This is a genomic window from Candidatus Ancaeobacter aquaticus, from assembly GCA_030765405.1.
Taxonomy (GTDB): domain Bacteria; phylum Auribacterota; class Ancaeobacteria; order Ancaeobacterales; family Ancaeobacteraceae; genus Ancaeobacter; species Ancaeobacter aquaticus.
Window position 1 is genome coordinate 16,275 of record JAVCCP010000056.1, and the last position, 18,758, is coordinate 35,032.

Genomic DNA, 18,758 nt, shown 5'->3' on the forward strand with positions numbered 1-18,758 from the left:
GGGGAAGGCAAAAACGATGAAAATCCTGCATAATAGAAAAGGCAGTTTAAAACTCAAAAGCGACTTATTGTTTAATAATCTTGGATCCACCGCGTGTAGAGAATTTATAAATAGGGTTTTCAGTGTTAATGAAGTTAATAGAATAAGATTAGATCCGATAAACAGGATAGCCGCTATAGGATATGAAAATCCAAATGGAAAACAGGTGCAGGTACTAAGAAAAATCAGCCTGGCGTTAGGGAACGGCAAGAAAAATAAAAAAGTAAATACTTATAACTCTGGTGAATTGGCGGGGCTGGACGGAAATGTTATAAACGTTTCTCGTTTTGGTAATAGGCTTACTACATGGGAAATAAAGCATGAGATTTTTGGAAGAATCAGGCTGAAGAATCCTTTCCTTTATAGGAAAAAGAGTGTTTGCCAGGAGATAGAGAAAGAACTTTTAGGAACTATAGGTGTTCAGAGGTATTCAACCAATCCGTTTACGTGTTCTGTTCTTATAATCTATGATGATGAAAAGATAGATAAAAGCCATTTGATTAGAGTTCTGGACGGTGTCCTTGATAAGTCAAAGAAGAAGAAGAAAAAAGACAAACTGGATCTTGATTTCACTCTAAATACCGCGTCAATGGGACTTGCCGCTGTTGGACAATGGTTATTTCCGTGGACGATACCGTTTAACGCCGGGTTAGTCATTTATAACGCGTATCCAACTTACAAAGGAGCGGTACAGGCAATAAGAAAGAAAAAGATAGGCGTTGATATTCTAGACAGTATAATAGTAACGATGTGTTTGGTCGGCGGAAGCGTTTTTGCGGGGGCACTGATGAATTGGTGCCTGAGTTTGGGAAGAAATATTTTAAGCAAGACTGAAGATGATTCAAAAAAACTACTTGTCGAGATATTTGGTAAACAGCCGAGGTTTGTATGGCTCTATAAAAATGGACAGGAAATTGAGGTATCGTTAACAGAATTAAAAGAGGGGGATATTATAGTTGTGAATACAGGGGAAACCGTTCCTGTTGACGGAGAAGTGGCAAACGGTACTGCCATGATTGACCAGCATACCTTAACAGGTGAGTCCGCCCCTGTGGAGAAGATCAAGGGAGATAAAGTCTTTGCATCTACCGTGCTTTTGGCCGGTAAGGTTTATATAAGAGTTATGCAAACAGGTGACCAGACAACCTCCGCGAAAATAAGAAGTGTGTTGGTGAAAACGGCAGGCTACAAGGTAAAAGCTCAGTCCAGAGGGGAAAAACTGGCTGATAAAGCTGTTATTCCGACGCTTGCGATGTCTTTTTTAGGGTATGCAATCAGCGGTTATGATGCGTCACTGGCGATTGTAAACTGTGATTACGGGACGGGGATAAGGATGGCCGCGCCATTGGGGCTTCTTTCAACATTAGCGCTTTGCGCGCGGGAGGGTATATTGGTAAAAGATGGCAGGGCACTTGAAAACCTTCCCCGTATAGATACATTTTTGTTTGACAAGACAGGGACTTTGACCAATGAGATACCTGAGGTTTCCGATGTAATCGTAGCAGATGGTATTAGTAAAGAAAAGGTACTTATGTTCGCGGCGGCCGCTGAGGAAAAGTTTACACATCCTATAGCAAAGGCGATAATCGAAAAGGCTAAAGAGCTTAATTTGAAACTGCCCAGCCGTGATGAATCAAGATACCATGTTGGTTATGGAATAACGGTAGGGATCAAAGGCGATACGGTTAAAGTGGGAAGCGCTAGATTTATGGGGATGGAATCGATCAAAATTCCGCGTGAAATCGAAGAAAAGGTAGAAGTTGTGAGAAAAGACGGCGGGTCCGCGGTTATGGTCGCGATAAATGATAAACTAAAAGGCGTGATACTGCTAAACACTATGCACAGGTCGGAGGCACACGATATAATTCAGGGATTAAGGAAAAGAGGGGTAAAAGAGATAGTGTTGATATCAGGAGATCATGAAGGCCCTACTAAGAAGCTTGCGGAGCAATTGGGCATGGACAGGTATTTTGCTGAGGTGCTTCCACGGGAAAAAGGGGATTACGTGAAACTTTTACAGAAAGGAAAGAAAAAGGTAGCCTTTGTAGGTGATGGTATAAATGATTCAATCGCGCTCAAGAGGGCTGATGTTTCAATATCTTTGAAGGGTGCTTCAAGCATAGCGACAGATACCGCGCAGATAGTTTTTATGGACGCAAATATTGCTAAATTGACCAGATTGCTGGATATAGCGAAAGAGCTTGAAAGGAATATTTCCCTTAGCTGGAATATGGTCGCTATTCCTAATACTATCTGCATTATAGGGGCATTGACCGGCGCATTTGGTCTTACTTCATCGCTTATTTTAAACAATGGCGCGAATTTTCTTGCTACACTGAACGGGACAAGACCGCTTTACAAGGTTTATGGGGAAGAAATGGAAAGAATGGAAAGAATGGAACATGAGAAAGAAAAGGTTGAGATAGCATAATATGATAACACGGGGGAAGGTTTTAGAAGAGAAGCTTGAAAAGAAATTAGATGGTTCAGGAGTTACCAAAATAAATAAGAGGCTTAACCGTTTAAAAAAGGAATCAACCTGGACAATTAAATATAAGTGGGATAAGAAGATTAAAAGACTTTATATACAGACAGCCAAATTATATTGGGAGGTAATTTTTAAAGAACAAAAATGTGAGGTTTATGCTGAATGGCCGACACTGATGATGCCTTTTCTGTTGCCGGCAAAGAAGAAGGTAATAAGCATATTAAAAGAGGAGATAGGTTTGCTAAATCTATAAGACCAATCGGGTTAACAGAGGAGGAGGTATTTATGAATTCGTTGGGGATAGTAATATTATTTGCGGTAGGTTTTTCTGTTGGAAAAAATTGGTCGCAGATAAGGGGATTTGTCCAATCTGCTGCAAAATCGGTTAAAAAGAAAAAATAATAAAATAAGAAAACAAAGGAGTAACCTATGGAAAACGGGAAAATGGCAGCGCTACTTGCTATAGTTTGCGGGTTTATAATCGGGTATAAATGGCCCAGGATAAAAAAAGAGATCAATCCGTATTTGAAGAAGGGCGTAAAACAGGCAAAAAAATACACGGAAAAGGGAATTAAAAGCACAGTAAAAATGTTTACAGGAAGAAATTCTGTAAAAAAGCCAGCTCGTGCCTGATTAGCAGTAAGTGTAAGATAAACCTTGTGACTTGGAAGCTGTCTGAAAACTGACTATGTTACTCCTGTGGGCGGCATGGATCGAAAGCGAAGGTCCTCATACGAGGGGGAACATGATCATTTCAATAACGAATGTTGGTTTTGAGACATCATCTTAGGAAAAAGGAAATTTAAGTGAAAGAAGGAGTGATTTTAAATGCGTTATCTGTTTGGAAGTGTAGTAACGGTTATTGAGGTAATTGCTATAGGTGCCCTTTTAAAGATTGGCTATCATACAGGAAAAAATATTTTAGAGAATTGCGGTGAAAAAGAGAGTAAATATTCAAAGACTAAAGTTAAGGGTGGTAAAAAACGGGTTTTTGAGAAAGCTACGGGAAATGAACTATCCATTTTTCCTGGTTAGGAGGATTAGATGATTGAATATTTGGCTTATGGCGTATTGTTAACGATAGGTTTTCATATTGGCGGTAAAATTTCCAAAAAATGCGGTTTAGGTCCTAATGATGATAAACGGGTTAAGTTACATAAATATAAAGGACAGGGCATTAATACTAAAACTTATGTATCGAAACTATATGGCGGATTTTAGAAAGGGGTAGTATATGAAAGGTATCGGAGGTTTTGCAATTGGCATGGTAACAGGCGGGCTTGAGGTTGTCGCTGTTGGTGTGCTTCTTGCCATAGGTTTTCATATTGGCGCGAAGATTATTGAAAAGATAGAAAAAAAAGAAGTAGCACCAAAACGTACCAGGGTCGTAAAAGCAAGGGCATAAAAGATAAACATCATTGCAAGGTCCTGTGCCGAAGGGTACAGGGAGAGGAACCACGAACCAAATTTCGTTTAGTTTGGATCTCGTATCAATAGCTAATTTGGACAGTTATATTAATATGAAGAAGTTTTACATAACAATAATAGATTCCGGCTGGCCTACAGATGCTCACGACGTTTGTAAAAATTCATTAAAATTACTAAAGGAATATCTTGCAGGACATAATTTAGTTATATTTTCTGAGGAAGAATCTCAGGAATTTTTAAGAGAGCACCCCGAGGAGATTGGGAAAGACCCGATAATAATTATAACGGACGTTAATCCAAAGAAAATTTATCGCAAGAAACAGCAGGAGGTAAAGGATCTTACCGGGATTAGAATAGACTTGGGGAAGAGCAATAATAAAGATGAGGCGATAAGATATTTACAGCAGGTATGCAGGATGATAGAGGATGAAAAATTTGTTTCTGATATATCATGGGATGAGAGAAGAAAAATTGCCAGGAGTTTTTTAAAGGATATTGTAGAAGACCTGTTCACAAAATGGCTGGAGTTTATTATTTAGTATGGATAAAAAATATATCGGAATACTTATAAGTATTGGAATAACAGCTATAATCGCTGTAAGTTTATATGTTAGAAGAAAGCGGATAAAGATGTTTTATGATGACTGCTTATCTAAAACAAGCGAAAAGGACAGAAGTTTTATAAAATCACTGGGAAAAGAAGAGATAAAAGATAAGCTGCGTTACGCTAAATGACGTTTTCGGAGAAAAGGTTTATGGATGCTAGTATTAGAAAAATATTGACTATTATTGGAGTAGCATTGGTTTTTGGCACAATTGTATATAAACAAAGAAAACATATAAGAAAACTCTTTGATAGGAATTTGACTAAAGTCGGTAAAGATGATGTGGGTTTTATGAGGGAAGTTGGCAGGCATGTTTCCCGGAAGAGGAAACGTTCCGTCTGATAATATTTTAAGAGAAAGAATTTAATATGAATATTACTGCAAGTATGCGTTATAAAAGGCTAAGAAGGATTATAAGAGATATATTTTTTATGCATGTATTTAATCAGGATCAGGAAGAGATAAAGAATACCGTAGATACATTGTTTATCCTTTCCGCGGTTATCCTGTGTATCTCTTTTGTTACGACAGTCGGGTTGGTGTTTTTTTGTGATTTACCCGATTTAAGCATGGAAGTCAAAAAAACGTATAGTATTTTAGACGATATAAGCTGCATATCATCTTTTTTCCTGATGTTATCCGTATTTATAACGGCGAGTGTTAAGACAGGTGCTTTTGAAAATTATAGAGCCTTTTTGATGTGGGTTTCATATATGTTTATTCTTATAGGTTTGCTCATAATAACGGCTGTTTTTGGTTATCTAGTTTTTGATGATTTTAAAGACATTTATATAAAGACGAGTGTAACGATTAATTTACCATAAATAGGATGGTAGTCCATATATGGCGGATATAGGGAAATTTCTAACCCAAATCTCATTCCGTAGGAGTCTTCACCTTCGGCTACGACACCTACGGTGAGCGATTTGGGTTAGAAGTCCTTGGCCTCATCACCTTAAGATATAGGATTTATATGTCTTTTATACGCACAATTCCTAAACCTGCTGTTTTAGCCTTATTAGTGCCTGTAAGTTTTTATCTTGCCCATATAGAAGCGAACTCGATTCTGATTTTCATAATCACTTCTTTGGCAATTCTGGGTTTAATAGGTTTTATTGCCAAGGCTACAGACCAGATGTGTATTTATTCAGGACCTGTTGTCGGGGGATTGCTTCAGGCAACATTCGGGAATTTTACCGAGTTTATTGTGTGTATTTTTGCTGTTTGGGAGGGAATGCATGTTTTAGTACTGGCATCGTTTACCGGCTCGATAATAGGCAATCTTCTCCTGGTTTTGGGCCTGTCCATGTTTTTTGGCGGGTTAAAACATAAAACGCAAAAATTCTCAAGGACGGGGGCGAATGCCGCGATCTTGATGCTTGCCGTAGCGCTTGTTGCCTTGATAATCCCGACGTTTGTACATTACGGGTATAATTTAGATCCTGATATGAGTGAAGCAATTGCTGACGTTATGGTAAATAAGATATCAATCTGCACGGCAGTTGTGATGTTGATTGTCTATTTATTAAGCCTGGTATTTTCTTTAAAAACACATAAATTCGCGATGATGCCCAAATCCGAGACGTCCGAAAAACCTGTATGGAAGAAGCCGGTAGCGTTAGTAGTGCTTTTTGCGACAGCGATTATAATTGGTTTTGAAAGTGATATCTTTGTCGATGCGATTAAAAATATGATACAGGTACAGAAGATAATGTTTTCGGAATTGTTTATGGGTATAATCTTTGTTGCGGCGATTGGAAACGCGTGTGACGGCGCCGTAGCGATTATTATGGCGAGAAAAAACAGGATGGATATATCATTTCAGGTGGCAACAGGAGCAAGTATTCAGGTTGCCCTTTTTATTGTCCCTGTAATAGTGCTTTTTAGTTTTATAATCGGGAAGCCGCTTACACTTGTTTTTAACATGTTTGAAATAATCGCGATATGGAGCGGCCTGCTTATCGCCGGCTATTCTTTATTAGATGGGGAATCCAACTGGTTTGAAGGAGTGATGTTTATCGCAGTTTATCTGCTGGTTGGTATCGTTTTTTTCTTTCATCCGTAATTTCGGTAACGGGCTAAAGGAGTCTATATGGCAATGATTACCTCACATACCATGAAAACCTTCCCAAAGATGGCAATTTTAAGCTTTTTAATGCCGGTAAGTGTTTATCTCTCACATATTGGCGCCAATTCAATACTGGTATTTATAATTACCGGTATTGCTATGATAGGGCTGATAGATTTACTGCAAAAGTCTGTAGGTGAAATATCTATATATTCCGGACCGGTAGTTGGGGGATTACTTCAAGCGACCCTGGGCAATTTTCCGGAATTAATCATTTCTCTGACAGCTTTACATCATGGAATGCATGTCCTAATGAAAGGGGCACTGATAGGTTCTATAATCGGCAATATTCTTCTGATCGTGGGGTTGGCTATGTTTATTGGCGGGTTAAAACATAAAACGCAGAGATTTTCAAGAGTAGGAACTAATGCCTCGATATTGGTGCTTGTATTTGTTCTTGTTGCCCTCTTTGTTCCTTCTTATGTTGTTACAGCCGGTAAAATGGATCCTATGATTAAGGAAACAGCCGCAAGTGCTGCAATAGATATAACCTCATTATGTATATCTATCTTGTTATTGATTGGCTATATCCTTTACCTGATTTTTTCATTGAAGACCCACAGATCAGCATATACTTCTGAAGTTGATCCAAAGGTAAAGCCTGAATGGAAAAAAGGGCTTGCAATAGTTGTCTTATTTGTTGGCGCGTCGTTAATAGGTTTTGAAAGTGATATCCTGGTCACGTCTATTGAAGGCATGTTATCTTCGACTAAGTCAGTTTTTTCACAGCTCTTTATGGGTGTTATATTTGTTGCCGCTATAGGTAATGCGTCGGCAACTACAGTATCAATAAACATGGCAAGAAAAAACAATATGGATTTATCATTTCAGGTTGCGGTTGGCGCCAGTATACAAATTGCGCTTTTAGTTATACCGCTATTGGTAATTTATAGTTATATAATTGGTAAGCCCTTTACACTAGTTTTTGGCGGCCTGGAGTTGATATCAGTTGGTGCATGTGTACTTGTTTGCGGGTATTCATTGCTGGATGGAGACTCTAACTGGTTTGAGGGAGCGCTTTTTGTGATAGTTTATTTAATTCTTGCGGTTGCCTTCTTTTTCTGTACATAGGAGTGACATTGCGTACTTTAAAGACCAAAAAGGGGACAGTGCCCTTTTCCCTGTTCTTATATCGACCAGACATGTTACGCCCTCAGAAAGCGAAGTAATACCTATAGCGTTTTTTACTCCGACCGCGGAAAGGATCTGACCTTCCATGACCAGCTATATATGGCCGCTACAAAAAAAACTAAAAACCCAAAGACAAAACGAAGTGTTGTTGTTCACAAAAAAGATAAAACTTTTGAAAATGTTTTTCAGATGTTAGCCTCCATACTCTGCAATACACCCTTCACATAAGCAATGCTTCTTTTAGGATTATCTTTTGATCTGTCTTTCCCTCTAATTCGTTCCAAACGTGGATTGGAATTAAGTATAGTAATAAAATAAGTTTAGGGCATGGATTCCCGCTAAAAGACTCCGGGAATGACAATAAAGGATAAAGGGAATTAGTTATCACCGCATAGGCTGTAATTTGGTATGCTTTTGTTTTTTTAGCCATCCGCCAATCAATCCCAAAAGCCCGATACCGAAAAGCGCGTATGTTGACGGTTCGGGGACGGCGGTGAACGTCAGGTTGATATCATTACCGACCTCTTCAATGCCAAAAGATCCACCGCCAAGGTCATTTGTAAATGCAAATTTCTCAACATTAAACTTATCAGCAGAAAAACCGGTAATTCCGGTAGAAGCAGTTGCTATAACCCATGAATAATCTTGAGAATTATCAAAGTTAGAGGCATCGACTCCCATCGTTGATAGCATAAGCATAAATTCTTCGAAAGGCTCGGAAGTCGCTGTTATATTAAGCCCACCCGTAATATCAAGCCAATCCCATCCAGGATCATCCCCTTTTGTGCCTATAGCATCATTAATCGTGTACCCGCTTTCCCACGTAGTAGGGCCGGCATTAAGCGTGCCAGGACTCAATCCCGGAGAAAAAGTACCGTCGTCTGCCACCGTAAGATTAAAAACAGTTCCCGAACCAATGAGTTTGCCGCCATCGTTGATTGTAGCAGCACTATTTGCAATGCTACCGGTCACAGAGAGTGTGTCTGCATTAATCGTTGTTTCTCCCGAATAAGTATTCGCACCTGAAAGCGTCATCGTTCCTGAACCGCTTTTACTAAAACTCCCTGTCCCGCTCATGATACCGCTATATGCTGTACTAGAATCATCTCCCCCTGCAGTCAAATCACTGCTTAATGTCACATTTCCCGCGCCTGCAAGCGATTCTATCGTGTCATCATATCCTGCCATATCAAGCACCTTCCCTGACTAAACACTCACTGCAGTAGTATTTGAAAGCGCATTATCAACCCCATATTGTAATGTTCCATCACTTACTGTTGTCGCACCAGTATAGGTATTTACCCCTGATAACGTCGTTGTTCCTGAACCTGCGTTGGTAATAGATCCTATACCGCTTACCTCTCCCATTAATATAAAATCCCCAATACCATTAAGTGTAAGATTGTTTCCATTCGTATCTATAGCGCTTATTTCAAGATAACCACTACCATGATCACTACTCCATGTTTGTTCTGCTCCAAGTTTTAAGGGATAAGAAAATGTAGAGGCATAGCCATAGAACCTTGCTACACCACTATTTATTGTTAAAATCGCGCTGCCATTAACAGTGAAATCTCCCGGTCTATAAAAAGTTACACTTCCTATCCATACAAATCAGAAGATATAAAACCGCCAGTAAAAATTATCGCACTGATCAAATAAATAAGTTTTTTAAACATAAGACCCTTTCTTTTTTTGAAATATTTATGTATATTGTGATAATATATAAATTATAGGAAATGTAAATAAATTGTAAAAAGTGTATTCAATGGGGAGTACTTCAGATTTACTAAGATGATAGATGAATATGGGATTGATAAAGTGAAATGTGCTTTTAACAAGATAAAAGACAGATCAAAGGATAACCCTAAAAGAAGTATTGCTTATGTGAAAGGCATCTTGAAAAGTATCGGATTGTGAAAGGCGAAATAATTCACAATTCAAGACACTAAAAAATTGAAAAGAAATTACGGGCGTGGTATTGGTATTGATAACTTAAGAGAGAGACATGAACAATAGACCTATCGGTGTATTTGATTCGGGAGTGGGAGGATTGAGTCTTGTTACGGAGATTTCAAATCAATTACCAAAAGAAAGTGTTGTTTTCTTTGCAGATTCCCAACATCAGCCTTTTGGTGAAAAATCAACAGATGAGGTTATTACCTATTCACTGAATATTGCTGAAGTGCTTGTAGCTAAGGGTGTAAAAGCACTGGTTATAGCATGCAGTACTGCCAGTGCCGTTGCACTAAAGACAATCAGTGAAAAGTATTCTATCCCTGTTGTCGGTATTTTTACTGAACACCTTTTTCGGGATGTAATATCTCTTACACGAAACAAAAAAGTGAGTATCATATCCACAAAGTTGACTGCAAAAAGTGAGTTTCTAAAAAATGCATTGTGCCAGATTGATCCTTCAATCAATGTTTTGTCTGTTCCCTGTTCAAGACTGGTAAATATGATTTCCGAAGGGGATATATTCACCAACCAGATTATTAAATGTATAAGCGACTATGTGTGCCCGCTCATGGAGCAGGGGGCAGATACACTTGTTCTGGGATGTACTCATTTTAATTTTATAAAAGATTTAGTGGCCCATATAGTCGGGGAAAAGATGAAAATTGCATACCCTCCATATTCATCGATTGCAACACTGGCAACAATATTAAAAGAGCATACATTAGAATGTTTTCCTTCTAATGATCCAACATTTGATTTATTTGCCACAGGAGATGTCGATGCTTTCACTTCTTTAGTTAAAAAACTGTGGAAATCTTCCATCTATAATGGGATTAATAAATATACGTGGCCGGAACAGAAAGAAATTGTACATTTCTAAATGAAAGTGAGAATGTGTATGACAATAATAAAGTTTTTTAAGATATTATACAAAGAGTTTAATCGGCACAATTGTATGCAGCGTGCTTCCGCAATGGCTTTTGCAATGCTTTTTTCTCTGGTGCCGTTAATTGCGGTAACCTTTTCCTTATTTGCGAGCTTTGCGCAGATCAATGAAATAAAAGATAAGATTCAGGCAAAGATCCTTATGCATTTTTTGCCGAATGTCGGGGAGAAGATCGGCCATCTCATTTCGAGTTATATTGATCAATTTGCGACAAACATAAAAGCGGTAAGCATTATTGGAGTAATAGGTGTGGCCATAATATCTCTCGCACTCTTTAATATTGTCGAAGATTCATTTAATCATATATGGGGAGTGAAGGAAAAGAGAACTATCATGCAGAGGTATAACGCCTATGCTGGTATCTTGCTTGGCCTGCCTCTTTTGATCGGTTTATCATTTTATATTACCTCGAGCTTCAAGATACAACTTATGAGTATTGACCATAGTTTTATGTTTATACAGAAGATCTATTATGTCACGCTTCCATTTATTTTTTCGTGTTTGGCGTTTGTTTTATCGTATAAGATCATTCCGAATACGAATGTGCGCTGGAGTGCAGCTATAGTTGGTGGACTTATTGGTGGGATATTGTGGGAGATAGCGAAGGTAGCGTTCGGATATTATACGACACATTTTCTCTACTACAATATTGTGTACGGATCACTCAGTACCGTTCCACTTTTTCTTGCGTGGCTTTTTATTACCTGGTTGATAGTCTTGATTGGGATAGAGATATCGTATTGTTTTCAAAACTACAAAGAATTATCTGGGACATGTTGCGAGGATCATGCCGTTGAAGCAAAACAAGATTAATATTTCATCAAGCTATTAACAACAAACGATAGTAGGAGGATGTATGAAAAAGAAATTTTTTGTTTCTCTCTTAGTAATATGTGTTGTATTTATTGTATTGATATTTACCCTTCCGTTATTTATAGATGTAAATCATTATAAAGGTGTCATCATTGAAAAAGCCCAGAAGGCTTTACAGAAAAAGATTGAATTAGGGAATCTGAAGCTTAATCTTATAGGTGGGGTAGGTGTATCAACGAATGAAGTGAAGATATATGAAGGATTGAGTGATTCAAGCAAGGTGTTCTTTTCCTGTGACGCATTTACTATACGAGTAAAGATCTTGCCGTTACTTTCAAAAAAGATCGAGGTGTCCAAGATATATTTTGATAAACCGTACGTGTCTGTTATACGAGACAAAAACGGTGATTTTAATTTCATGCCTGCACCGACTCAAAGAGTTAAGGCGGCTAAAAGAATCCTGTCTCCCGAGGTAGAAAAAGGTAAAACTTTACCAAAGCGTATTCCTCCAGCAATACCTGCTCCCGTGCCAGGTCCTGAAAGGCAAGAGCGTAAAAACCCACAGTTTGAGCTAGGGAGCCTCATTATAAACGATGGACACGTCGTATTTATCGATCACATGATGAAAGAAAAAGTGACCATAGACCTATCAAATCTCGATGCGACAATAGCTGGTGTGAGAGTCGGTGGGCGAATCAATATTAAAATGGCTGGAGAACTCAATAAAACTGGGAGCATTGCGTTTTCAGCAACGGTAGGAGCAATTCCCGCTGGATTTGATATATTGTCACATCTAGACAAATTATCTTTTACAATTAATGGTAACATTGATAACTGTGATATTACGCCGCTTATGAGTTATGTTTCTTCTTCTGATGATATTCCGAAGATAAAAGGTCCGGTATCTCTCACATTTCTTCTCAAAGGGAAACATGATGATATATATATTAAATCAAAGACAGATATGACCAATGCTTCAGTACTCTATCAAGACCTATTTGAAAAAACGAAGGGAAAGGCCCTTACAAGCAATCTGGAAGGACGTATTAAAGAAAGTAAAGATATTGCTATTGACCAGTTGCATTTACTCTATGGAGACACAAAGCTTTCTGTACAGGGTTCGGTTAATGATTTTAATGTACAGGAGAAAATGCGCCTTGATCTGAATGTGAACGGAAAGATCATGATGAAAGATCTAATATCTTTAAAGGAACTAAAAGGGTATTCACCAACAGGTGCTATTAATGTGAAACTTGATGTAAAGGGTGAGGTAGCGGGGACAAAGAAGCTTGATACCCAAGGGTTTATTCAATGCGATCAGGTAAGGTTTGCAACACCGCTTAATCCGAGTGTTCATGCGGTTTTAAATGGAAGATTGAAGATTCATGCCGAACGTATTGATTTTGAAGAAGTACAGGTAACCGTCGAAAAATCAAAACTCTTTATGAATGGTTTTATTGATGGTTTTGATGCTCCGCGAGCAGAATTTGATGTTAAGGTTAAAGAATGTTATCTCGAGGAGATTATGCTCTTTTTGCCCGAGAAAAATGCAAGCAGCCAAAATAGGCCACGTGTGATACCTCGAGGCGAAAAGGTAGTCACGCCAGAGGCGAGCCCCTCTAAAAAAGTAGAAATCACCAATAGAAGTGAAGCACCGGTTGTTATGGCAGAGCGTCCAACTGCGCTATCAAGTGATCAAAAACTGTTTGAAAAGATGGATGTAAAAGCTCGATTTCATGCCGACAGGCTTATATATAAGAAAAACGACATTAAAGATGTCAATGCCCAGATGCTGATTAAAAACGGGATCTTGACCATTAACCCTTTTAATCTTGTGGGTTTTGATGGTACGGGTGAAGGGCAGGTAGTCTATCACGCGGCAAGCCCGCTTAATGAATTTAAAATGAAGGCCCAGCTTAAAGATGTAGATATACACGATATATTGAAGAAAAATTCTAAACTGGGGGATGTTCTTTACGGTAGACTTGATGCGGTTTTGGATTTAACGGGAAGCGGCGCAACAGAAGCACAGATAAAAGATAACGTTAATGGTAACGGAAAACTGCATATTCGTGAAGGGCGTTTTAAATCGTTTAATTTGTTAGAGAATTTATCGGTCATCTCCGGTATTGTTGGATTAAATCTCCCTGATATAAAAGACACTTCTTTTAAAGATCTGACATTAACGCTTACAATTACTAATGGTGTTTGTAGAACAAATGATCTTAAAATGAAAACGCAATATTTTGATCTGTTTGGATCGGGGTATTTTACTTTAAACAACCAGATTCGATATGATCTTGATGTCGTTTTTTCTGAAGCATTTACGAAACGTCTTGGCAGTGGAAAACTTCAGCGGGCGTTAACACGCTCTGACGGTAGGATATCAATGCCGTTTCTGATAACCGGTGCTCTTGATGGTCCGCCTAAATTTACCCCTAATTGGGGTAACATCCTTCAGCGTGAAGCGGTCCAGCTGCTCTCTGATAAAGTTTTCGGGAAGGAAGAGAAAAAGGAAACAGTTCCTGGTCAGCCTCCGTCAACAAAAGATACATTAAAGGGCATGCTGATGGACGTGATTTCTGATTCCTTGGAGAATAAAAGCACTCAAGAGCAATAAGGGAAAAACATAATGAGAAGAGAACTATAATGTTCTCTTCTCAAAATATTCAGGAAGAAACTTCTTTCCAAACGCAGTCATCTCATTATTTGATATAGATGTTGTTCGTTGCGATTCATATTCTTTATCAATTGCTTTTTTCATCAAAAGGATGCCTGGATTATTCTTGTCGATTAAGTCCATTCCTTTAAGATCAAGGTGTGCATTTATCCAATGCGCGATCCCTGCTGCACCAGATTTATCTGTTATGGCAATGCCAATATCTCTTTTTAGTATCTTTGATGTATTAAAAATATTATAGATCTCTTCATTTTTTAGTATCCCGTCAGCATGAATGCCCGCGCGTGTAATATTGAAATCAGACCCAACAAAAGGAAAATTCGAAGGGATAGTAACCCCAAGCTTTTTAGTGAAATAATCAGCTATCTCTGTAATAACAGTCGTATTAATACCTTTATTACCTTTAATCGATATGTAATCTATTATGAGTCCTTCAACAGGAGAGTTTCCTGTTCGTTCACCAAAACCAAGGAGTGTTCCGTTAACTGCGGAGCATCCGTAGAGCCATGCAGTAGTCGCATTTATCAGAACCTTATGAAAATCGTTATGTCCATGCCATTCAAGCTGTTCGGAGGGAACGCCTCCGTCATGAATGAGCCCATGAATGATTTTTGGTATACTTCTCGGTAAAGTCGCATTTGCGTACGGGACACCGTAGCCCATAGTATCGCATGCCCGCACTTTTATTGGTGTTTTATATTCGTCTGACAGTTTCATGAGTTCTTGGACAAATGGTATAGCAAAACCGTAAAAGTCTGCTCGTGTGATATCCTCAAGGTGACAACGAGGGATAACTCCAATATCTAATGCTGCTTTTACAACATCAAGATACCCTTCCATTACCTTCTTTCTGTTGCTTTTAAGCTTGAGAAAGATGTGATAATCTGATGCTGACGTTAAAATGCCGGTTTCTTTTAATCCCATGTCTTTTACGAGCTGGAAATCTGATTTAACCGCACGTATCCAACCAGTGATTTCGGGGTAACGATATCCTTTTTCCAAACATTTTTCTATAGCTTCTTTATCTTTCTTAGTGTAGAGAAAGAACTCAGTTTGTTTGATAACTCCATAAGGACCACTTAATTTATGGAGAAACTCGTATATTTGAACGACCTGTTCTACTGTATAGGGAGGACGGGACTGCTGTCCGTCACGTAATGTTGTATCAGTTATCCAGATATCTTGAGGTGTATCTAGAGGAACAGTTGCGTCCTCAAAAGTCATTTTTGGTACATCGTGATAGGGGAACAATTCCCGCATAAGATTCGGTTCGGTCACATTTTCTAATTCGTATTTTTTCTGATTCATAGTATCCTCCTTAGTTGATAAGCCCCTAAACTATCAGAATAAGAGTAAATGTCAATAATAAATTTAGCGATGTATTATTTTATACAGCTTGAATAGGTTAAGAATTCGCAGTGAAGATAATTAATTCTTTATGTTAAAAGAGATATCCTTTCAATGTGTATCTGTATCACTCTTGCAATCAACGACTTAAGTGTTATACTCTTGAAAAATACAAGAAGATGTAATATAATTATGATATAACTTTGATACAGTACACGTATGAGTGTGTTCATAGATAAGGAGGCGGCTAGTGATTCATTTTAAAAAGAATGTATGTAGAGATTTCCATAATGCGACCCAGTATGAGTGGATTGAAACAAATGGCAAAGGAAGCTATGCCTCCTCAACTATTATTGGGGCTAATACAAGACGGTATCATGGATTACTTGTTTCTGCAACGAATCAGCCAAGCGGCCGTATGTTGCTTTTATCAAAAGTTGAGGAAACATTAATTATTGATGGTGAAAAATACGAATTATCGGCAAATCAATATCCTGACACAATTCATCCGCAAGGAAACCTGTACCTTAAAGAGTTTCGATTGATTCCGTTCCCAAAGTTCATTTATGAAGTCAAAGGGATAATGGTCGAAAAAACAATAATGATGGTTCATGGGGCGGATACCTCAATAGTGAGCTATAACTTTTTTCTAGGGACAAGTGCCGCTCAGGAAATATCGCTGCAGGTGCGTCCACTGGTGAATTTCAGGGATTACCACGCGTTAACTGAATATGAAGAAAATCTTCGCTGTGACTGTGAAGTGTATGAAGGCGCGATAAAGCTGACCCCCCATTCAAATATTCCTTCATTATATCTCTACCATAATGCGGCAAGTTTTAATCATGATAAGTGTTTCTATAGGAATATGGAGTATCAGGAAGAGGCATATCGTGGATTTGATTGCCATGAGATAGTCTATAATCCTGGTTATTTTGTCTACAATGTTGAGGATGGTGATAATTGTGTTTTTGTGGCGTCAACAGAATTGTATGACGAAATAGATACAATGGAGCTTATGCAAAAAGAAATAAGCAGACGGAGCATGCTCTTAAGAGGTGTTAATCATAACAATACAAAATTAGATCCATTACTATTAGCAGCAGATTCATTTATATGTGAGGGAATGAAGAAAAATTCATTAATGATTGTTGGTGGGTACCATTGGTTTAATGTATGGGGAAGAGATGTGCTTGTGTCGATTCCAGGTCTTACTCTGGTCAATGGGCGCTATGAATATGCCGAAAGGATACTCATTACAGTGATGGACTATCTTAATAAGGGAATGTTACCGAATTGCCTTCTTGAGGATAGTAATGAACCTCAATACAACTCAGCAGATACATCGTTGTGGTATTTTTATGCGGTGCACAAATATCTTGAGTATACCGGTGATTACATTTTTGTGGAGAAAATGTGTGTTTCCGGAATGAATAAGATACTCCATCATTATAGTTCCGGGGTGCAGCATGGCATTCATGAAGATAAGGATGGGCTTATTACTTTTTCGTCAGGGGATACCCCAATAACCTGGATGGACGTGAAGATCCAAGGGCGCCACGCAATATCTCGGCAAGGTAAGGTAGTTGAGGTTAACGCGCTGTGGTATAACGCACTTAAAATCATGGCGAATATATGTAAAAAATTACATCGTAAAAAAGAGGAAGAAATATATTCGCAAAAAGCCGATAAAGTAAAAAAGAGTTTTCAAAAAGTATTTTGGAATAAAAAAGACAGCTGTTTATTTGATTATGTTGATGGAGGAAATTCTTCATCTGCAATAAGGCCGAACCAGATCTTTGCAGTAAGTTTACCGTATTCGGTAGTCTCCAAGGCGGCTGAAAAACAAATACTACATGTAGTCGAGGATGAACTGTTGACTCCTTATGGTTTGAGGACACTTTCTCCGAGAGATTCGAAGTATAAAGGGGTATACAGAGGAGGCGTAGATGTTCGTGATAATGCGTATCATCAGGGTACGGTATGGGCATGGACGATTGGTTCATATGTTGACGCGTACATGAGGGTAAATGGTATAAATGCCGCTAGCACGGAACACATTAAGAAGCTTATGGCGCCATTTATTGATCATCTTCATTGTGCAGGGTTAGGAACAATATCTGAAATTTTTGATGGAACGGTTCCGCACCATCCGAGAGGGTGTATCTCTCAAGCATGGAGTGTTGCTGAAATAATGAGGGTGTATTTTGAGTATATTGTGGATGTAAGAAATAAATCAAAGGAAACAGACGCTACCGCGCATTTCACAAAAAGATTTTAATTGTGTCTGAGTCAAGAGGTTTACAGAAGAAATACTGCAGCTGCAAGAACTGTTGTATATCCTTTTTTACCTTTGGCTGTTTGAGTGATATTTGTCGTTCGAACAATTTTATCGCTCATTCGATACACTTCTTCTTTTTCATCCCAGTTTTTATCTTCATCGAATTCAATGCCGAGTGTGGAAGCAAGCATTGAGGCGGCAAGGTCTTCTGCATAATCCCCCGCCATTTTCTCTGTTTGGCCCCAGGCATGGTGTTCGCTGAGATATCCGTACATAGATTTGTCCGACGGTGCGGCGACGCCAACTGAAGCGGATAGAACCCGGTGAGGTTCATTACTTGAACATTTGCTGCATACGGTAAACGTTATCATTCCCGGAGCAATTTCCTTTAATCCTTTGTTGCGCGGTATGATCTTACAATGAGGAGGCAGTATGCTTGATACCGTTACGAGATTGCATTTTTCGATGCCCGCATCTCTTAATGCAAGCTCAAATGAACGAAGTTCTTCTTTATGGCTGCCTACTCCTTTTGTGAGGAACACTTTTTTTGGAACTATATTATGTATTTGCATCGAATGCACTCCTTGTTGTAGTGAAAGTTTGTTATTAGGTAACGAAAGTTCTTACGCGTAATCCTCTTTATCTTGTTCTTGTTTATCATAATCGCCGCGGCTAGATTCTAAATCGTTATCGAATTCATCTTCGTAATCCGGACTGACGCCACCTTGTCTAAATGGGCAATCTTCATAATCTTGACAGCTTGCACAGCAGTTTTCATTGTTTGGACTATAATCTTCGCAATCTTCACAATAATCACAATAATGACAGCACATAATTAATCCTCCAGTATATTGCTTTTAATACACAAAGAGATTAAAAAATTATTCAAAGGAAATGTCAATAAAATTTAACAAAA

Annotated in this window: 21 protein-coding genes; 16 read left to right on the forward strand and 5 right to left on the reverse strand. The window is 38.5% G+C overall.

Annotation, left to right across the window (positions count from 1 at the left end):
• Positions 1-16: 16 nt before the first annotated feature.
• The 12 genes from P9M13_07480 to cax (P9M13_07535) all read left to right on the forward strand — a co-directional run bounded on the left by P9M13_07480 (position 17) and on the right by cax (P9M13_07535) (position 7,759).
• Positions 17-2,470, forward strand: coding sequence for a heavy metal translocating P-type ATPase (locus P9M13_07480; GenBank protein ID MDP8263127.1), 2,454 nt, complete (start codon positions 17-19; stop codon positions 2,468-2,470).
• A gap of 1 nt (position 2,471) precedes the next feature.
• A complete protein-coding gene (locus tag P9M13_07485) occupies positions 2,472-2,780 on the forward strand; it encodes a hypothetical protein (GenBank protein MDP8263128.1) in 309 nt (102 codons plus the stop codon).
• 176 nt (positions 2,781-2,956) lie between these two features.
• Positions 2,957-3,160 carry a hypothetical protein gene (locus tag P9M13_07490; GenBank protein ID MDP8263129.1) on the forward strand — a complete coding sequence of 68 codons (204 nt, stop codon included), beginning with the start codon at positions 2,957-2,959 and terminating at the stop codon, positions 3,158-3,160.
• A gap of 195 nt (positions 3,161-3,355) precedes the next feature.
• Positions 3,356-3,562 carry a hypothetical protein gene (locus tag P9M13_07495; protein ID MDP8263130.1) on the forward strand — a complete coding sequence of 69 codons (207 nt, stop codon included), beginning with the start codon at positions 3,356-3,358 and terminating at the stop codon, positions 3,560-3,562.
• A gap of 9 nt (positions 3,563-3,571) precedes the next feature.
• On the forward strand, positions 3,572-3,748 hold the full coding sequence (locus P9M13_07500) for a hypothetical protein (protein ID MDP8263131.1): 177 nt from the start codon (positions 3,572-3,574) through the stop codon (positions 3,746-3,748).
• A gap of 13 nt (positions 3,749-3,761) precedes the next feature.
• Positions 3,762-3,932 carry a hypothetical protein gene (locus P9M13_07505; GenBank protein MDP8263132.1) on the forward strand — a complete coding sequence of 57 codons (171 nt, stop codon included), beginning with the start codon at positions 3,762-3,764 and terminating at the stop codon, positions 3,930-3,932.
• A gap of 115 nt (positions 3,933-4,047) precedes the next feature.
• Entirely contained in the window at positions 4,048-4,494 is a 447-nt protein-coding gene (locus P9M13_07510; GenBank protein MDP8263133.1) for a hypothetical protein, read from the forward strand.
• Between the two features lies 1 nt (position 4,495).
• On the forward strand, positions 4,496-4,690 hold the full coding sequence (locus P9M13_07515) for a hypothetical protein (GenBank protein MDP8263134.1): 195 nt from the start codon (positions 4,496-4,498) through the stop codon (positions 4,688-4,690).
• A gap of 20 nt (positions 4,691-4,710) precedes the next feature.
• Complete coding sequence (locus tag P9M13_07520) at positions 4,711-4,902, forward strand: hypothetical protein (GenBank protein ID MDP8263135.1); 192 nt, start codon at positions 4,711-4,713, stop codon at positions 4,900-4,902.
• Positions 4,903-4,928: 26 nt separating this feature from the next.
• Positions 4,929-5,384, forward strand: coding sequence for a hypothetical protein (locus P9M13_07525; protein MDP8263136.1), 456 nt, complete (start codon positions 4,929-4,931; stop codon positions 5,382-5,384).
• Positions 5,385-5,533: 149 nt separating this feature from the next.
• Positions 5,534-6,625: a calcium/proton exchanger gene (cax, locus tag P9M13_07530; protein ID MDP8263137.1), complete on the forward strand. Its 1,092-nt coding sequence runs from the start codon at positions 5,534-5,536 to the stop codon at positions 6,623-6,625.
• Between the two features lie 27 nt (positions 6,626-6,652).
• Positions 6,653-7,759, forward strand: coding sequence for a calcium/proton exchanger (gene cax / locus P9M13_07535; protein MDP8263138.1), 1,107 nt, complete (start codon positions 6,653-6,655; stop codon positions 7,757-7,759).
• 444 nt (positions 7,760-8,203) lie between these two features.
• Here the strand turns inward: cax (P9M13_07535) and P9M13_07540 are convergent, their stop codons facing one another.
• Both P9M13_07540 and P9M13_07545 read right to left on the reverse strand, forming a co-directional pair.
• Entirely contained in the window at positions 8,204-9,007 is an 804-nt protein-coding gene (locus P9M13_07540; protein MDP8263139.1) for an autotransporter-associated beta strand repeat-containing protein, read from the reverse strand.
• Between the two features lie 18 nt (positions 9,008-9,025).
• Positions 9,026-9,187 carry an autotransporter-associated beta strand repeat-containing protein gene (locus P9M13_07545; GenBank protein MDP8263140.1) on the reverse strand — a complete coding sequence of 54 codons (162 nt, stop codon included), beginning with the start codon at positions 9,185-9,187 and terminating at the stop codon, positions 9,026-9,028.
• 640 nt (positions 9,188-9,827) lie between these two features.
• Between P9M13_07545 and murI the strand changes: the two genes are divergently transcribed.
• From murI to P9M13_07560, 3 genes are read left to right on the forward strand one after another with little or no spacing between them, the layout of a single operon-like run.
• On the forward strand, positions 9,828-10,658 hold the full coding sequence (murI, locus tag P9M13_07550; protein ID MDP8263141.1) for a glutamate racemase: 831 nt from the start codon (positions 9,828-9,830) through the stop codon (positions 10,656-10,658).
• Positions 10,659-10,676: 18 nt separating this feature from the next.
• Positions 10,677-11,537, forward strand: coding sequence for a YhjD/YihY/BrkB family envelope integrity protein (locus P9M13_07555; GenBank protein ID MDP8263142.1), 861 nt, complete (start codon positions 10,677-10,679; stop codon positions 11,535-11,537).
• Positions 11,538-11,580: 43 nt separating this feature from the next.
• On the forward strand, positions 11,581-14,157 hold the full coding sequence (locus tag P9M13_07560) for an AsmA family protein (protein ID MDP8263143.1): 2,577 nt from the start codon (positions 11,581-11,583) through the stop codon (positions 14,155-14,157).
• Between the two features lie 24 nt (positions 14,158-14,181).
• On the opposite strand, the gene P9M13_07565 is transcribed toward P9M13_07560, so the two are convergent.
• Positions 14,182-15,525: a hypothetical protein gene (locus P9M13_07565; protein ID MDP8263144.1), complete on the reverse strand. Its 1,344-nt coding sequence runs from the start codon at positions 15,523-15,525 to the stop codon at positions 14,182-14,184.
• A 289-nt stretch (positions 15,526-15,814) separates the two neighbouring features.
• Between P9M13_07565 and P9M13_07570 the strand changes: the two genes are divergently transcribed.
• Complete coding sequence (locus P9M13_07570) at positions 15,815-17,842, forward strand: amylo-alpha-1,6-glucosidase (GenBank protein ID MDP8263145.1); 2,028 nt, start codon at positions 15,815-15,817, stop codon at positions 17,840-17,842.
• A 20-nt stretch (positions 17,843-17,862) separates the two neighbouring features.
• Here the strand turns inward: P9M13_07570 and P9M13_07575 are convergent, their stop codons facing one another.
• Both P9M13_07575 and P9M13_07580 read right to left on the reverse strand, forming a co-directional pair.
• Positions 17,863-18,414, reverse strand: a complete 552-nt coding sequence (locus P9M13_07575; protein ID MDP8263146.1) for an arginine decarboxylase, pyruvoyl-dependent — start codon at positions 18,412-18,414, stop codon at positions 17,863-17,865.
• 51 nt (positions 18,415-18,465) lie between these two features.
• Positions 18,466-18,675 (reverse strand): hypothetical protein, encoded by a 210-nt coding sequence (locus P9M13_07580; protein MDP8263147.1) that lies wholly within the window; start codon positions 18,673-18,675, stop codon positions 18,466-18,468.
• Positions 18,676-18,758: the final 83 nt, after the last annotated feature.

What these genes read in the sequence shown, in the direction of transcription:
- P9M13_07480 (MDP8263127.1), top strand. Translation starts at nt 17, where the DNA reads ATGAAAATCCTGCATAATAGAAAAGGCAGTTTAAAACTCAAAAGCGAC.
- P9M13_07485 (MDP8263128.1), top strand. Translation starts at nt 2,472, where the DNA reads ATGATAACACGGGGGAAGGTTTTAGAAGAGAAGCTTGAAAAGAAATTA.
- P9M13_07490 (MDP8263129.1), top strand. Translation starts at nt 2,957, where the DNA reads ATGGAAAACGGGAAAATGGCAGCGCTACTTGCTATAGTTTGCGGGTTT.
- P9M13_07495 (MDP8263130.1), top strand. Translation starts at nt 3,356, where the DNA reads ATGCGTTATCTGTTTGGAAGTGTAGTAACGGTTATTGAGGTAATTGCT.
- P9M13_07500 (MDP8263131.1), top strand. Translation starts at nt 3,572, where the DNA reads ATGATTGAATATTTGGCTTATGGCGTATTGTTAACGATAGGTTTTCAT.
- P9M13_07505 (MDP8263132.1), top strand. Translation starts at nt 3,762, where the DNA reads ATGAAAGGTATCGGAGGTTTTGCAATTGGCATGGTAACAGGCGGGCTT.
- P9M13_07510 (MDP8263133.1), top strand. Translation starts at nt 4,048, where the DNA reads ATGAAGAAGTTTTACATAACAATAATAGATTCCGGCTGGCCTACAGAT.
- P9M13_07515 (MDP8263134.1), top strand. Translation starts at nt 4,496, where the DNA reads ATGGATAAAAAATATATCGGAATACTTATAAGTATTGGAATAACAGCT.
- P9M13_07520 (MDP8263135.1), top strand. Translation starts at nt 4,711, where the DNA reads ATGGATGCTAGTATTAGAAAAATATTGACTATTATTGGAGTAGCATTG.
- P9M13_07525 (MDP8263136.1), top strand. Translation starts at nt 4,929, where the DNA reads ATGAATATTACTGCAAGTATGCGTTATAAAAGGCTAAGAAGGATTATA.
- cax (MDP8263137.1), top strand. Translation starts at nt 5,534, where the DNA reads ATGTCTTTTATACGCACAATTCCTAAACCTGCTGTTTTAGCCTTATTA.
- cax (MDP8263138.1), top strand. Translation starts at nt 6,653, where the DNA reads ATGGCAATGATTACCTCACATACCATGAAAACCTTCCCAAAGATGGCA.
- P9M13_07540 (MDP8263139.1), bottom strand. Translation starts at nt 9,007, where the DNA reads ATGGCAGGATATGATGACACGATAGAATCGCTTGCAGGCGCGGGAAAT.
- P9M13_07545 (MDP8263140.1), bottom strand. Translation starts at nt 9,187, where the DNA reads ATGGGAGAGGTAAGCGGTATAGGATCTATTACCAACGCAGGTTCAGGA.
- murI (MDP8263141.1), top strand. Translation starts at nt 9,828, where the DNA reads ATGAACAATAGACCTATCGGTGTATTTGATTCGGGAGTGGGAGGATTG.
- P9M13_07555 (MDP8263142.1), top strand. Translation starts at nt 10,677, where the DNA reads ATGACAATAATAAAGTTTTTTAAGATATTATACAAAGAGTTTAATCGG.
- P9M13_07560 (MDP8263143.1), top strand. Translation starts at nt 11,581, where the DNA reads ATGAAAAAGAAATTTTTTGTTTCTCTCTTAGTAATATGTGTTGTATTT.
- P9M13_07565 (MDP8263144.1), bottom strand. Translation starts at nt 15,525, where the DNA reads ATGAATCAGAAAAAATACGAATTAGAAAATGTGACCGAACCGAATCTT.
- P9M13_07575 (MDP8263146.1), bottom strand. Translation starts at nt 18,414, where the DNA reads ATGCAAATACATAATATAGTTCCAAAAAAAGTGTTCCTCACAAAAGGA.
- P9M13_07580 (MDP8263147.1), bottom strand. Translation starts at nt 18,675, where the DNA reads ATGTGCTGTCATTATTGTGATTATTGTGAAGATTGCGAAGATTATAGT.